We start from the raw sequence: 14,195 nt of genomic DNA, 5'->3' as shown, positions 1-14,195 counted from the left end.
TTTCAAGGAGAACCGAGATGAGCGTTCAAGCAGGTAAGGACCTTTTGGTCAAAGTAGATATGACAACGGATGGTCAGTTTGAAACCATCGCGGGCTTGCGGGCCACGCGCATCAGTTTCAACGCGGAACCGGTTGAAGTCACGTCTTTGGACAGTGACGGCGGGTGGCGCGAATTGCTGGCCGGTGCCGGTGTGCGTTCCGCCGCGATCAGCGGGTCGGGGGTGTTTCGCGATGCGGGGACGGATGAACGCGCACGGCAGCTGTTCTTTGACGGGCTGACGCCGGATTTCCAGATCATCATCCCCAGCTTTGGCATCATCGAAGGCCCGTTTCAGGTGGCCGCGATTGAATATGGCGGATCGTTGAACGGCGAGGCAACTTATGAGCTGAGCCTGCAATCGGCGGGGCAGTTGGTGTTCACGCCCGACGTGGTCGTTGACCCGCAAACCGGGGTCTAGCGCATGGCAAATCCTTGGAGGGGGGATGTCGCGCTGGTGATTGACGGGCAGCGTCATGTGGCGCGCCTGACCCTGGGTGCATTGGCCGAATTGGAAGAGACGCTGGAAGAGCCGTCATTGGTGGCTTTGGTCGAGCGGTTTGAAAGCAACCGTTTCTCCAGCCGTGACGTGTTGCGCTTGCTGGTCGCCGGCTTGCGCGCGGGCGGGTTCGAGACAACGGAAGCCGGATTGGGACAGGCACAGATCGACGGTGGCCCGATGGCCGCGGCCAAGGCAGCTGCCGAGCTGTTGGCACGGGCGTTTGCGGTGCCTTCGTGACAGTGCAAACGGGGCTTGATTGGCCAGCATTGATGCGCGCGGGCCTTAAGGGCTTGGGGCTGACGCCTGCGGATTTCTGGGCGCTGACGCCCGCCGAGTTGCAGTTGATGCTGGGCACAACCGGGGCACAGGCACCGTTATTGAGCGACGGATTGACCGCGTTGATGGCGGCCTATCCCGACACATCGGAAGGGGAAAAGACATGACAGACGAGACGTTTGACGGGCTTGAGGACGGGGCGGAGCGGCTGAACGGCACATTGGCTGAAACCAGCGCTTTGGTATCCGGTTTTGACAGCGAACTGCGCCGGATGCGGACCGCGATTGCCGGCACGGGCAAGGACGTGGCGAGTTTGGAAAAGGGGTTGAGCCGCGGGTTGCGACGCGCCTTTGACGGGGTGGCATTCGATGGGATGAAACTGTCGGATGCACTGTCGACGGTCGCGCGGTCGATGGTCAACACGACCTATAACGCCGCGATGAAACCGGTCGCCGATCACTTTGGCGGGTTGATCAGTCAGGGCGTCGGATCGTTGGTTCAGGGGATTTTGCCTTTTGCCAATGGGGCACCGTTTTCCCAGGGCAAGGTCATGCCTTTTGCGCAAGGCGGGATCGTCAGCAATGCGACGGCATTCGGGATGCGCGGCGGCATGGGCGTTATGGGCGAAGCGGGCCCGGAGGCGATCATGCCGCTGGCACGTGGTCCGGACGGCAAGCTGGGCGTGAAGGGCGGCGGCGGTGGGGGCACGACCGTGGTCATGAATATCTCGACCCCGGATGTGCAGGGGTTCCAGCGCAGCCAAAGCCAGATCGCAGCGCAGATGTCACGGGCGCTGAACAGCGGCAACCGCAACCGGTAAAGGAGCGCCGATATGGATTTTCACGACATCAGATTTCCACCCTCGTTGAGTTTCGGATCGGTTGGTGGGCCGCAGCGGCGCACGGATGTGGTCACGCTTGCGAACGGGTTTGAGGAACGCAACACACCTTGGGCCCATTCGCGCAGGGTTTATGATGCAGGGCTTGGGATGCGGTCGATCGACGATGTGCAGGCGCTTACCGCGTTCTTTGAGGCGCGGTTCGGTCAGATGTATGGGTTTCGCTGGAAAGACTGGGCGGATTTCAAATCCTGCCGGTCGGCCGTCGCGGTCGCCTTCGACGATCAGGTTCTTGGGTTCGGGGATGGCACGCTGACGGATTTCCAACTGGTGAAGGTCTATAGATCTGGCGATCACAGCTATCACCGGCCCATTACCAAGCCGGTACAAGGCACTGTGCGCGTGGGGATTGAGCAGGACGAGTTGCAAGAAGGGATTGATTTCGAGATCGACCTTGCGACGGGCGTGATCCGTTTTGCAAGCGCGCCGGACAGTGATCTGGTTGTGTCGGCCGGGTTTGAATTCGACGTGCCTGTGCGGTTTGATACGGACCGGATTCTGGTCAGCGTGGCCAGTTTTCAGGCCGGACAGGTGCCCAACGTTCCGGTGATCGAGGTGCGGGTCTGATGGCAAAGTTCAACCAAGCGCTTGATGCGCATGTGAAAACCGGGCTGACGACGCTTTGCCATGCCTGGGCGATCCGCAGGCAGGACGGGGTCACCTTGGCGTTTACCGATCACGATCGGGCGTTGTCCTTTGAAGGGGTATCGTTTCGCGCGGACAGTGGTCTGAGCGCGCGTGCCTTGGCGCAAAGCACCGGTTTGTCGGTGGATAACACCGAAGCAATGGGCGCGCTGAGCCATTGGGCGATCCGCGAGGATGAAATCGAGCAGGGGCGCTTTGACGGGGCCGAAGTGACGTGCTGGCGGGTCAATTGGGTTGATGTCGCGCAGCGCACCGTGTTGTTTCGCGGCAGTATCGGGGAAATGCACCGTTCCGGCGGGGCATTTCGGGCCGAGCTGCGCGGTTTGACCGAGGCGCTGAACCGACCGCTTGGCCGGATTTATCAAAAGCCCTGTACGGCCGTTCTGGGCGACGCGGGGTGCGGGTTTGATTTGGCAACGCCGGGATATGCGGTTTCAGCCGCTGTCGACCGCTGCGAGGAAGGCCGGATATTCCGTTGGGATGACCTGCCGGGCTTTGACGACGGCTGGTTCGCGCGCGGGCGGCTAGAGGTTCTGGACGGGGCCGCCGTTGGCTTGTGGGGCATGGTGAAACACGACCGCAAGCTGGACGGCTCCCGCGAGGTGGAACTGTGGGAGCCGATCCGCGGCAACGTCACGAAAGGGATGCAGGTGCGTCTGGTGGCAGGCTGCGACAAGCGGATGGAAACCTGCCGGTTAAAGTTCAACAACTTGCTGAATTTCCAGGGTTTTCCTGACATTCCCAACGAGGATTGGGTGATGGCGGTGCCAAAATCATCCGGCGCAAACACGGGTGGTTCCTTGCGATGACAGCTTTTCAGGATCAGATCGTCACGGCTGCGCGGGGCTGGATCGGGACACCTTATGTGCATCAAAGTGCCGTCAAAGACGCGGGCTGCGATTGTCTGGGTTTGTTGCGGGGCATTTGGCGCGAGGTCATGGGGCCGGAGCCGGAAGCGGTGCCGGCCTATTCGATGGATTGGTCGGAGCCGCAAGGCGACGAACGGCTGTGGCAAGCAGCCCTCAGGCATCTTGTGGCGAAACCGCTGGAGGACGCCGCCGCAGGTGATGTGTTGTTGTTCCGGATGCGCAGCAATGCGGTCGCCAAGCATCTGGGTCTGGCGGCGCAGGTAGGGCCGGATGCGACGTTTATCCATGCCTACAGCGGTCACGGTGTGACCGAAAGCCCGCTAAGTGCGCCCTGGCGGCGGCGTGTGGTGGCACGATTTGCATTTCCGACGGAGGCGAGCTGATGGCGACGATTTTACTTTCTGCAGCAGGTGCGGCGATTGGCGGCTCGATCGGGGGCACGCTTGCGGGGTTGTCCTCGGTTGCGGTCGGGCGGGCTGTGGGCGCGACTTTGGGGCGGGTGGTGGATCAGCGCCTGCTGGGTCAGGGCGCACAAGCGGTTGAAACGGGCAAGGTGGATCGTTTCCGTTTGACCAACGCGGGCGAAGGGTCGGCCATTGCGCAGCTCTATGGGCGGATGCGGATCGGCGGGCAGGTGATATGGGCATCGGACTTTACCGAGACCACCACAGTCAGTGGGGGCGGCGGCAAGGGTGCGCCATCGACCCCGCAAACCACGCAATACAGCTACGCCGTCAGCCTTGCTGTCGCCTTGTGCGAGGGGGAGATCACCGGCGTGCACCGCATTTGGGCCGATGGGGAGGAAGTCGCACAAACCGATCTGAACATCAGCGTCTATCACGGGACGCGCGTCCAGTTGCCTGACCCCACGATTGCCGCGATCGAAGGGGCGGACCGCGTGCCAGCCTATCGCGGGACGGCATATGTGGTGTTTGACAACCTGCCGCTTGGGCAATTTGGCAACCGCGTGCCGCAGTTTTCATTCGAGGTCACACGCCCCGAGGAAGCCGGATCACCGGAAGGCGCGCAAAGTGTTACCCATGGTGTGAGCGGCGTCGCGCTGATCCCCGGAACCGGCGAATATGCGCTGGCGACGACCCCTGTGCATTATGCGGATGGGAAAGGCGCAAGATGGAGCGCAAACGTATCAACACCGGCGGGCAAGCCGGATTTTCTGGCTTCGCTTGAGAGTTTGACGTCCGATCTGCCCCGGCTTGAGGCCGCGTCGCTGGTTGTGTCCTGGTTTGGCGACGATCTGCGTTGCGGGGATTGTTCGGTCAGGCCCAAGGTTGAAAGCCCCACGATTGAGGGTGAAAACATGCCTTGGAGGGTATCGACGCTGACGCGCGGAACGGCGCAAGTTATCGGACGCGAGGACGACAGGCCGGTTTACGGGGGCACGCCAGCAGACGCCGCAGTGATCGAGGCCATTCAGGCGATGAATGCTGCCGGCAAGGCGGTGCTGTTTTACCCGTTCATCCTGATGGATCAGCTGGCGGGCAACAGCCTTGCTGATCCCTATAGCGATGCGCAAAGCCAGCCCAAACTGCCCTGGCGCGGTCGGATCACCTTGTCCAGGGCTCCGGGGTATGCGGGCAGCCCTGACGGGACGGTAACGGCGGATGCGCAGGTCGCAGCGTTCTTTGGTACCGTGACAGCGGCGCATTTTCAGGTGTCGGGCGGGCAGGTGACGTACTTTGGCCCTGACGAATGGTCGCTTTCGCGGTTTATCCTGCATTATGCGGCGCTTTGCGCAGCGGCGGGCGGCGTCGAAGGATTTTGCATCGGCACCGAGATGCGCGGGCTGACCCAGATCAGGGGGGCGGCTGGCGTCTTTACCGCCGTGCAGCGGTTCCGCGACCTTGCAGGTCAGGCGCGTGCGTTGTTGGGGCAAGACACAAAGATCAGCTATGCTGCGGATTGGACAGAGTATTTCGGATACCAACCCCAAGACGGCAGTGGCGATCGCTTGTTCCACCTTGATCCGCTTTGGGCCGATCCGAACATCGATTTCATCGGCATCGACAATTACATGCCGCTGTCGGACTGGCGCGAAACCCGCGATCATCTGGACGGGCAGGAATGGGACGCGATCCATAACCTCGACTACCTCAAGTCCAACATCGAAGGTGGGGAAGGATATGCGTGGTATTATCATTCAGACGAGGCCCGCGCCGCGCAGATACGCACGCCGATCACGGATGCGCAGGAAGATGAGCCATGGATCTATCGCTACAAGGATATTCGCAACTGGTGGTCCAACCCGCATCACGACCGCATTGGCGGCGTTCGCGCCGAAAACCCGACCGCTTGGGTGCCCGGGTCAAAGCCGGTCTGGTTTACGGAATACGGTTGTGCCGCGATAGACAAGGGCACCAACCAGCCGAATAAATTTCTGGACCTCAAAAGCTCGGAGAGCAGCCTGCCGCACCATTCGACCGGCGCGCGGGACGATCTGCTGCAAATGCAATATCTGCGCGCCTTTACCGACTATTGGTCGGACCCCGCGCATAATCCGGTTTCGACAGAATATGGCGCACCGATGATTGATATGTCGCGTGCATTTGTCTGGGCTTGGGATACGCGGCCCTATCCGTATTTTCCCAACAACCGCAATCTATGGAGCGACGGGCAGAATTATGCGCGGGGGCACTGGCTGAACGGGCGGTCGTCCTCGCAACCGCTGTCGGCGGTGGTCGCGCAAATCTGTCGCCGTGCGGGGCTTGAGGCGTTTGATACGTCGGCGCTTTATGGTGTTGTGCGGGGCTATGCCGTGGATCAGGTCAGCGATGCGCGGGCAAGCCTGCAACCGCTGATGTTGCGCTATGGGTTTGACGCGGTAGAGCGGGGCGGTGTGCTGCAATTTGTGATGCGCGACGGGTTGAATGCTGTGCGTCTGGATCGGACCTTGCTGGCGGTCAGCAATGATTTGAACGGTAGCATGGAGCAGACCCGCGAAGCACAGGCCGAAATCGCCGGCCGTGTACGTCTGCGGTTTGTGCAGGCCGACGGGAATTTCGACACCCTCGCAGAGGAAGCGGTTCTGGCGCAGGACGCAACCCACGCAATCGCCGCGTCCGAATTCAACATGGCCCTGACCCGTGCAGAGGGGCGTCAGGTGATCGAACGTTGGTTGACCGAGGCGCGGGTGTCGCGCGAAACGGTCCGGCTGGCCTTGCCGCCCTCGATGCTGTCCGTCGGGGCTGGGGATGTGATCGAACTGCCCGCCGACGGGGAGGAAGCCGACGCGCTGTACCGCATCGACCGTGTCGAGCAGGGCGAGCTGCAATTGGTCGAGGCGGTGCGGATTGAACCCGAAGTCTATGATCCCGCCCCGTTTGATGACGAACTTGCCGCGCTCAGGCCGTTTTCAGCGCCTGTGCCGGTCACCGCATTGTTCATGGATCTGCCGTTGCTGCGCGGGGACGAGGTGCCACACGCGCCCTATGTCGCCACAACTGCGCAGCCTTGGCCGGGCAGTGTCGCGGTTTATGGGGCTGCTACGGACGAAAATTATCAATTGAACAAAGTCCTGCCAATCCGCGCGACAATGGGCGTCACCGAAACCGATATGGCTGCATCGCGTGCGGGGGTTTTGGATCATGGCAGCGTCTTGCAAGTGCGGCTGACCAGTGGCGCGCTGGAAAGCGTTGATATCCCGGCCTTGCTTGGCGGTGCAAATCTGGCGGCGATCGGGGATGGAACGGCGGACAACTGGGAGGTTTTCCAGTTTGGCGAGGCGGACCTGGTAGCCCCGAACACCTATTGGTTGACCAAACGGCTGCGCGGGCAGGCGGGGTCTGATGCGCTGATGCCGCCTGTCTGGCCTGTGGGATCGCAATTCGTTTTGCTGAACGGCGTGCCCTCGCAACTGGCCCTAAGCCCCAATTTGCGGCGCATTGTCCAGAATTACCGGATTGGCCCTGCGCGGCGCGGCTATGATGATCCGTCTTATATCCACCGTTCCCAAGCCTTTGATGGCAATGGGTTGCGGCCACTGCGCCCCTGTCACCTGCGCTGCACGACGACCCAAAGCGGCAAGACCTTTGACTGGATCAGGCGCACCCGCATAGACGGGGACGGGTGGGACAATATTGAGGTGCCCTTGGGCGAAGAAACCGAGCAATACCTTATCCGTGTGTCGCAAAACGGGCGGGTCATCCGCGAGACCCGAACCAATGGCCCGACCTGGCATTATGATGATTCCGTGCAACTGGCCGATGGTCTGGCGGGGGCTGCCCTGATTTCGGTTGCGCAGGTGTCGGCCAGCTATGGCATAGGGCCCGCAGCGTCGGTGGTGATCTGATGTCGCCCCAAGGGAGGCGGGGTTTGGATCATGGATATTGATACGGGTGATCAAGGCTTTGCGTTTGGCACTTTGCGCGGAAATGATATATTGTCAGGACAAAGAAGGATATTGTCATGGCAGAACCGCGCAGAAATATTGCATCCGTTGACCCTGTTTGGGATCAGATCCTGACCGAAGCGCAGAAGGCTGTGCGCGATGAGCCGTTGATGGGCGGCTTTGTCCATGCGTGTATTTTGCACCATAAATCCATCGAAAAAGCACTGTCCTACCGAATTGCGGCCAAGCTGGCATCGAATGAAATGTCGATGATGGTTGTGCGTGAAATGGTGCAGGAAGCCTATGCAAGTGATCCATCGCTGATCAAAGCGGCCCGTGCCGATCTGGTCGCGATCTATGAGCGCGATCCTGCGTGCCACCGTTTGTTGCAGCCGATCTTGTATTTCAAGGGCTATCAGGCTGTTCAGGCCTACCGGGTCGGGCATCACCTGTGGATGAAGGGCCAGTATGATCTGGCGTATTTTGTTCAGATGCGGGTCAGCGAGATTTTCGGCGTCGACATTCACCCGGCTGCCAAAATCGGCAAGGGCATCATGATCGACCATGCGCATTCTGTGGTGATCGGGGAAACCGCTGTGGTGGGCGACAATGTGTCGATGCTGCATTCGGTGACGCTGGGCGGGACGGGCAAAGAGGAACAGGACAGGCATCCCAAGATCGGAGATGGTGTGTTGATCGGTGCCGGGGCCAAGGTTCTGGGCAATATCACCGTCGGGCATTGCAGCCGGATCGCAGCGGGTTCAGTGGTGCTTGAGGCCGTGCCGCCATGCAAAACCGTTGCCGGCATTCCGGCGCGTGTCGTAGGCGAGGCGGGCTGTGACCAACCTTCGATCTTGATGGACCATATCATCGGCCCGCAAGGCGACTGAGGTTTTTACCGATCCGCTGTAAGAAAATGGAAAAGCCGGGATCAGATGATCCCGGCTTTGTTTCTATTATAAGAGGGGGGCTGTCTGCCCCATCCCTTTGAAAAGAAGAAGGGGGGCTGTCTGCCCCCCAAGCCCCCCCGAGGATTTTGGTCCATTTGGATTTGGGGTCAGGCCAGCATGGTCATGGGGTTCTCAAGGTTGTCCTTGATTGCCGTCAACAGCTGCGCGCCGAGGGCCCCGTCGATAACGCGGTGATCTACTGACAAGGTGACCGACATCACGGTGGCCACTGCCAGTTCGCCATCTTTTCCGACGACAGGTTTTTTCACGCCCGCGCCAACGGCGAGGATCGCGCCATGGGGCGGGTTGATGACCGCATCGAAGTTATCAATGCCGAACATGCCAAGGTTGGAGATCGCAAAGCTGCCGCCCTGATATTCATGCGGTGCAAGTTTGCGGTCGCGGGCACGGGTGGCGAGGTCTTTCATTTCAGCCGAGAGGGCCGAGAGCGATTTATTCTCGGAATCTTTCAGCACAGGGGTGAACAGCCCGCCGTCGATGGCCACTGCCACAGCCACATCTGACGGTTTCAGTTTCAGAATGCGGTCACCGGCCCAGACTGCATTGGCATCGGGCACGGCTTGCAGCGCCAGGGCGCAGGCCTTGATGATGAAGTCATTGACCGACAGTTTCACGCCGCGGGTTTCGAGTTGTTTGTTCAGGTCAGCCCGGAACGCCATCAGGGCATCCAGCTGGATGTCCCGGCGCAGATAGAAATGCGGGATGGATTGTTTGGCTTCGGTCAGGCGCGACGCGATGGTTTTGCGCATGCCGTTGAGGGTGATTTCCTCATACGCGCGGCCTTCGTACATTTTCATGACGGCGTCGGCGGATGGGCCTGCGGCGAGCGCGGGTTTGGCGGCTGCTGCGGCTGCGGCCGGGGCTGCTGCTGCGGCTTTCGGGGCGTCGGATTTGGACAGGCCTTCGACATCGGCTTTGACGATGCGGCCATGGGGGCCGGAGCCTGTGACTTGGGACAGGTCCAACCCTTTGTCCGCAGCGATGCGCCGCGCCAACGGGGTTGCGAAAATGCGGGTGCCGTCGCCTGACTTAGGTGCCGCAGGCGCAGTAGGTGCCGCAGGGGCAGGCGCGGATGCCGCTTGCGACGCAGGGGCAGGGGCGGATGCGGCGGCGGGGGCAGAGGCTGCACTGATGTCGCTCGCGCTTTCGCCGTCTTCCAGCAGCACAGCAATCGGCGTGTTCACTTTCACGCCTTCGGTGCCATCCGCGACCAGGATCTTGCCGATGACACCTTCGTCGGTGGCCTCGAACTCCATCGTGGCCTTATCGGTTTCGATTTCGCACATCACATCGCCAGAGGACACGGTGTCGCCCTCTTTGACCAGCCATTTGGCCAATGTGCCTTCTTCCATTGTGGGGCTGAGGGCGGGCATGAGGATTTCTATGGGCATGTGGTCCGCTCCTTATTTGTAAGTGACTTTTTTGACCGCTGCGATCACGTCATCCGTGGTCAGCAGGGCCAGCTTTTCAAGGTTCGCTGCATAGGGCATGGGCACGTCCTTGCCTGTGCAGTTGATCACCGGCGCGTCCAGATAATCGAACGCTTCTTGCATGATCACGCTGGTGATGTAGTTGCCAACAGAGCCTTGCGGCCAGCCTTCCTCGACGGTGACGCAGCGGTTGGTCTTCATCACCGATTTGATGATGCTGGCGGTGTCCATCGGGCGCAGGGTGCGCAGGTCAAGGACTTCGGCGTCGATGCCTTCGGCGGCCAGTTTCTCAGCGGCTTCAAGCGCATAGGTCATGCCGATGCCAAAGCTGACGATGGTCACATCGCTGCCTTCGCGCCAGATGCGGGCCTTGCCGAACGGGACGGTGTAGTCTTCGACATCGGGGACATCAAAGCTCTTGCCGTACATGATCTCGTTTTCAAGGAACACGACGGGGTTCGGATCGCGGATCGCGGATTTCATCAGGCCTTTGGCATCGGATGCGGAGTAGGGCATCGCCACCTTGAGGCCGGGGATTTGCATGTACCATGCCGCGTAATCCTGGCTGTGCTGTGCGCCAACACGCGCCGCAGCACCGTTGGGGCCACGGAACACCATGGGCGCACCCATCTGGCCACCGGACATATACAGCGTCTTGGCGGCAGAGTTCAGGATGTGGTCAATCGCCTGCATGGCGAAGTTCCAGGTCATGAATTCCACGATCGGACGCAGGCCACCAAAGGCCGCACCCACACCGATACCGGCAAAACCATGTTCCGTGATCGGGGTGTCAATGACGCGCTTGGCACCAAATTCATCCAGCAACCCTTGGGAGATTTTGTAAGCGCCCTGATATTCGGCAACTTCCTCGCCCATCAGGAACACGTTTTCGTCGCGGCGCATTTCTTCGGCCATACCGTCACGCAAGGCTTCGCGCACGGTCTGCTTTTTCAGCTTGGTACCTTCGGGCCAATCGGGGGTGGTGTCGGTTTCGGGCGCGGCGGGCGCTTTGGCCTCTGCGGGTTTGCTTGGCGCTGCGGGGGCAGGGGCCGCCGCTGGCGCATCAGACGATACACTGTCAGCGGCAGAGGCATCTTCACCTTCTTCCAGCAGCACGGCAATCGCGGTGTTCACCTTGACGCCTTCGGTGCCTTCGGCGATCAGGATCTTGCCGATCACACCTTCATCGACGGCCTCGAACTCCATCGTGGCCTTGTCGGTTTCAATCTCGCACATGACGTCACCAGAGGACACGGTATCGCCCTCCTTAACCAGCCATTTGGCCAGCGTGCCTTCTTCCATGGTCGGGCTCAGGGCGGGCATAAGAATTTCGGTTGCCATTTATTATGCCTCCTGCGGGACTTCAGTTGCGTAAATATCTGTCCAGAGCTCTTCCGGGGCCGGCTCGGGGCTGGTCTTGGCGAATTCGGCGCTGTCGTTGACGATCTTCTTGATCTCTTTGTCGATCGCCTTCAGATCGTCTTCGCTTGCGTATTTATTCTCGAGCAGGATGTTGCGGACCTGTTCGATCGGGTCACGCTCGTCGCGCATTTTCTGCACTTCTTCGCGGGTGCGATACTTGGCCGGGTCCGACATCGAATGGCCACGGTAGCGGTATGTCTTGATCTCGAGGATATAGGGGCCGTCGCCGCTGCGCGCGTGTTTCACAGCACGTTCGCCGGCATCCTTGACCGCCAGCACATCCATGCCATCGACCGCTTCGCCGGGGATGCCAAAGGCCTTGCCACGTTCCCAGATTTCCGCGCTCGAGGTCGAGCGTTGCTGAGAGGTGCCCATGGCGTATTGGTTGTTCTCGATCACGAAGATCACCGGCAGCTTCCAAAGGGCCGCCATGTTGAACGTCTCGTAGACCTGACCCTGGTTCGCGGCACCGTCGCCGAAATAGGTAAAGGTGACGTTGTCATTGCCTTTGTATTTGTCAGCAAAGGCAACACCCGCGCCCAAGGGCACGTTCGCGCCCACGATGCCGTGGCCGCCGTAAAACTTTTTCTCTTTCGAGAACATGTGCATGGAACCGCCCTTGCCGCGCGAATAGCCACCTTCGCGGCCCGTCAGCTCGGCCATGACGCCGTCAGGGTTCATGCCACAGGCCAGCATGTGACCGTGGTCGCGGTAGGTGGTGATGCGGCTGTCACCTTCTTTGGTGGTGGCCTCAAGGCCGACAACAACGGCTTCCTGCCCGATATAAAGGTGGCAAAAGCCGCCGATCAGACCCATGCCATAAAGCTGGCCCGCCTTTTCCTCGAACCGCCGGATCAGCAGCATGGTCTTGTAATAGGCCTTCAGCTCATCGGCACTGGCATTGGTTTTCTTGGTCGGTTTCTTGGCAGCCATGAGGCAAATCCTCCGTAACGTTGTCCCGCGCACGCGCAAATTAGTTTAGCGTTAAACTATCTAATAACGGATTCGAACATTGATAGCGAGAGGCTTTTGCCCGGAACCTTAAAACTGTGCTGTCAGGCACATTTGATTGGCACGATCACGGGCGGTGCAAAAGACGGGGGGTTAGCGGATGACGATCTCGTCGGTGCGGATCATGCCCAGAACCTTGCGGGTCTGTTCGTCCAGCAAATCAAGGTCGAGATAATCGTCGGACAGGCGCGCGGTCAGGTTTTCCATGCGCGTCACATCGGTCTGGACCTGGGTCAATTGCAGCTTGAGGTCTTGCGCCTCGGCCACGATCTCGGCGCGGCGAAACAGGCCGAAATTACCCTGCACGGCGGCGAAAGCGAAATACAACGCCAGCCCGAAAGCGATCGAGAAAAACAATAGGGTGCCGAATGCGGGGCGGGGGGGTCGGTTCATCTGGGTCTGCCTCAAACCGTCTCTTGGTGGACGTGGCACCAGTATGACACAGGCGATTCGCAAAGGGAATCCCCTGATTCGCTGTTAGCGGAATTCTGTTCACATCGGGGTGCCGGAATTTTCCAAAAATTCCGGCCCGTTTTCTTTGAAAGAAAACGGCTAGCCCCCCAAAGCGGCCACACCCGGCAAGGTCTTGCCTTCCATCCATTCCAGAAACGCGCCACCGGCGGTCGAGATATAGGTGAAATCATCCGCTGCACCGGCTTGGTTCAGCGCCGCGACCGTGTCGCCGCCGCCCGCGACCGAAATCAACGCGCCATCGCGGGTCAGTCGTGCTGCCGCCTGTGCCGCCGCCACGGTCGCGGTATCAAAGGGCGCGATCTCGAAGGCACCCATGGGGCCGTTCCAGATCAGCGTTTTCAATCCGGCAAAGGCGTTCTGGACCAGTTCAACAGTATCGGGTCCGGCGTCCAACACCATCTGGTCGTCGTCGAGCACGGTATCGGGGCCCAGCTGGACCACCTCGTGATCCGCACCCGCCGCAAATTCGCGCGCGACCAGCCCGTCCACAGGCAGCAAGACGCGGCATCCGGCTTTGTCGGCTTGCGCCATGATGTCTTTGGCGGTGTCGAAAAAATCAGGCTCCGACAAGGATTTACCAAGCTGCGCACCCATTGCGGCCAGAAACGTATTCGCCATGCCGCCGCCGATCACCAGCAGGTCGAGCCGGTTCACGAGGTTTTCCAGCAACTCGATCTTGGTCGACACCTTGGCCCCGCCCACCACGGCACCCACGGGGCGTTCGGGCTTGGCCAATGCCGCCTCAAGCGCGGAAAGTTCGGCTTGCATCAGGCGACCTGCACAGGCGGGCAGCAACCGCGCCAGTCCTTCGGTCGAGGCATGGGCGCGGTGCGCCGCCGAAAACGCGTCGTTGCAATAGACATCGCCCAGACCCGCCAGACGTTGCGCGAATTCGGGATCATTGGCGGTCTCGCCGGGGTGAAAGCGGATGTTTTCCAGCAAAACCACATCGGCGGCCGCGATTTCCTCGGTGCCGGTCTCGGCTGCTTCGAGCGTTTCGGCCAGCACCACCTTGCGGGCAAGGGCAGCCTCAAGCGCGGGTTTCACAACCAGCAGGCTCAGGTCTTGCACGCGTTTGCCCTTGGGGCGGCCAAAATGCGCCAGCAGCAGCGGTTTGCCGCCTTTCGCCAGAATGTCATGCACCGTGGGCACGATCCGCTGGATGCGCGTGTCATCGGTGACCCGTCCGTTTTCGACCGGTACATTGATATCAACCCGCACCAGAACCCGCTTGCCGCGCAGGTCCATGTCATCCAGTGTTTTCCAGCTCATCTGTTTTCCCAATTCATTCCGCAGTTGGCCCTGTGTTTTGCCG

14 protein-coding genes are annotated in these 14,195 nt (G+C 60.5%); 9 read left to right on the top strand and 5 right to left on the bottom strand.

All coding sequences use genetic code 11. The features are described 5' to 3' along the window. Positions 1-17: 17 nt before the first annotated feature. From HGT1_RS11860 to cysE, 9 genes are all read left to right on the top strand, one after another. Positions 18-458: a phage major tail protein, TP901-1 family gene (locus HGT1_RS11860; protein ID WP_176250144.1), complete on the top strand. Its 441-nt coding sequence runs from the start codon at positions 18-20 to the stop codon at positions 456-458. A gap of 3 nt (positions 459-461) precedes the next feature. After that, entirely contained in the window at positions 462-776 is a 315-nt protein-coding gene (locus HGT1_RS11855) for a gene transfer agent family protein (RefSeq protein ID WP_176250143.1), read from the top strand. 32 nt (positions 777-808) lie between these two features. After that, entirely contained in the window at positions 809-982 is a 174-nt protein-coding gene (locus HGT1_RS11850) for a rcc01693 family protein (protein ID WP_176250233.1), read from the top strand. Beyond that, positions 979-1,635 (top strand): phage tail tape measure protein, encoded by a 657-nt coding sequence (locus tag HGT1_RS11845; protein WP_176250142.1) that lies wholly within the window; start codon positions 979-981, stop codon positions 1,633-1,635. Before HGT1_RS11850 ends, HGT1_RS11845 begins: the two co-directional genes overlap by 4 nt. A 12-nt stretch (positions 1,636-1,647) precedes the next feature. Beyond that, positions 1,648-2,280 carry a DUF2460 domain-containing protein gene (locus tag HGT1_RS11840; RefSeq protein WP_176250141.1) on the top strand — a complete coding sequence of 211 codons (633 nt, stop codon included), beginning with the start codon at positions 1,648-1,650 and terminating at the stop codon, positions 2,278-2,280. Then, positions 2,280-3,167, top strand: a complete 888-nt coding sequence (locus tag HGT1_RS11835) for a DUF2163 domain-containing protein (RefSeq protein ID WP_176250140.1) — start codon at positions 2,280-2,282, stop codon at positions 3,165-3,167. Before HGT1_RS11840 ends, HGT1_RS11835 begins: the two co-directional genes overlap by 1 nt. After that, positions 3,164-3,610 (top strand): NlpC/P60 family protein, encoded by a 447-nt coding sequence (locus HGT1_RS11830; RefSeq protein ID WP_176250139.1) that lies wholly within the window; start codon positions 3,164-3,166, stop codon positions 3,608-3,610. The genes HGT1_RS11835 and HGT1_RS11830 overlap by 4 nt, the downstream gene beginning before the upstream one ends. Then, on the top strand, positions 3,610-7,533 hold the full coding sequence (locus HGT1_RS11825; protein WP_176250138.1) for a glycoside hydrolase/phage tail family protein: 3,924 nt from the start codon (positions 3,610-3,612) through the stop codon (positions 7,531-7,533). The genes HGT1_RS11830 and HGT1_RS11825 overlap by 1 nt, the downstream gene beginning before the upstream one ends. A gap of 116 nt (positions 7,534-7,649) precedes the next feature. Continuing rightward, positions 7,650-8,462 carry a serine O-acetyltransferase gene (gene cysE / locus HGT1_RS11820; RefSeq protein WP_176250137.1) on the top strand — a complete coding sequence of 271 codons (813 nt, stop codon included), beginning with the start codon at positions 7,650-7,652 and terminating at the stop codon, positions 8,460-8,462. Between the two features lie 167 nt (positions 8,463-8,629). On the opposite strand, the gene HGT1_RS11815 is transcribed toward cysE, so the two are convergent. The 5 genes from HGT1_RS11815 to HGT1_RS11795 all read right to left on the bottom strand — a co-directional run bounded on the left by HGT1_RS11815 (position 8,630) and on the right by HGT1_RS11795 (position 14,152). Continuing rightward, positions 8,630-9,934, bottom strand: a complete 1,305-nt coding sequence (locus HGT1_RS11815; protein WP_176250136.1) for a pyruvate dehydrogenase complex dihydrolipoamide acetyltransferase — start codon at positions 9,932-9,934, stop codon at positions 8,630-8,632. A 12-nt stretch (positions 9,935-9,946) separates the two neighbouring features. Beyond that, the gene (locus HGT1_RS11810; RefSeq protein WP_176250135.1) at positions 9,947-11,314 is read right to left on the bottom strand and encodes a pyruvate dehydrogenase complex E1 component subunit beta; all 1,368 of its coding nucleotides are present in this window, start codon (positions 11,312-11,314) and stop codon (positions 9,947-9,949) included. Positions 11,315-11,317: 3 nt separating this feature from the next. Next, entirely contained in the window at positions 11,318-12,328 is a 1,011-nt protein-coding gene (gene pdhA / locus HGT1_RS11805; protein WP_176250134.1) for a pyruvate dehydrogenase (acetyl-transferring) E1 component subunit alpha, read from the bottom strand. 171 nt (positions 12,329-12,499) lie between these two features. Further along, on the bottom strand, positions 12,500-12,799 hold the full coding sequence (locus tag HGT1_RS11800) for a septum formation initiator family protein (RefSeq protein WP_176250133.1): 300 nt from the start codon (positions 12,797-12,799) through the stop codon (positions 12,500-12,502). 159 nt (positions 12,800-12,958) lie between these two features. Continuing rightward, positions 12,959-14,152 (bottom strand): phosphoglycerate kinase, encoded by a 1,194-nt coding sequence (locus HGT1_RS11795; RefSeq protein ID WP_176250132.1) that lies wholly within the window; start codon positions 14,150-14,152, stop codon positions 12,959-12,961. Positions 14,153-14,195 lie beyond the last annotated feature (43 nt).

Origin of the sequence: Sulfitobacter sp. HGT1 (assembly GCF_013282155.1) — a bacterium.
GTDB lineage: Bacteria > Pseudomonadota > Alphaproteobacteria > Rhodobacterales > Rhodobacteraceae > Sulfitobacter.
The sequence above is the reverse complement of the archived record's forward strand: the minus strand, read 5'-3'. Positions and strand labels throughout refer to the sequence as shown.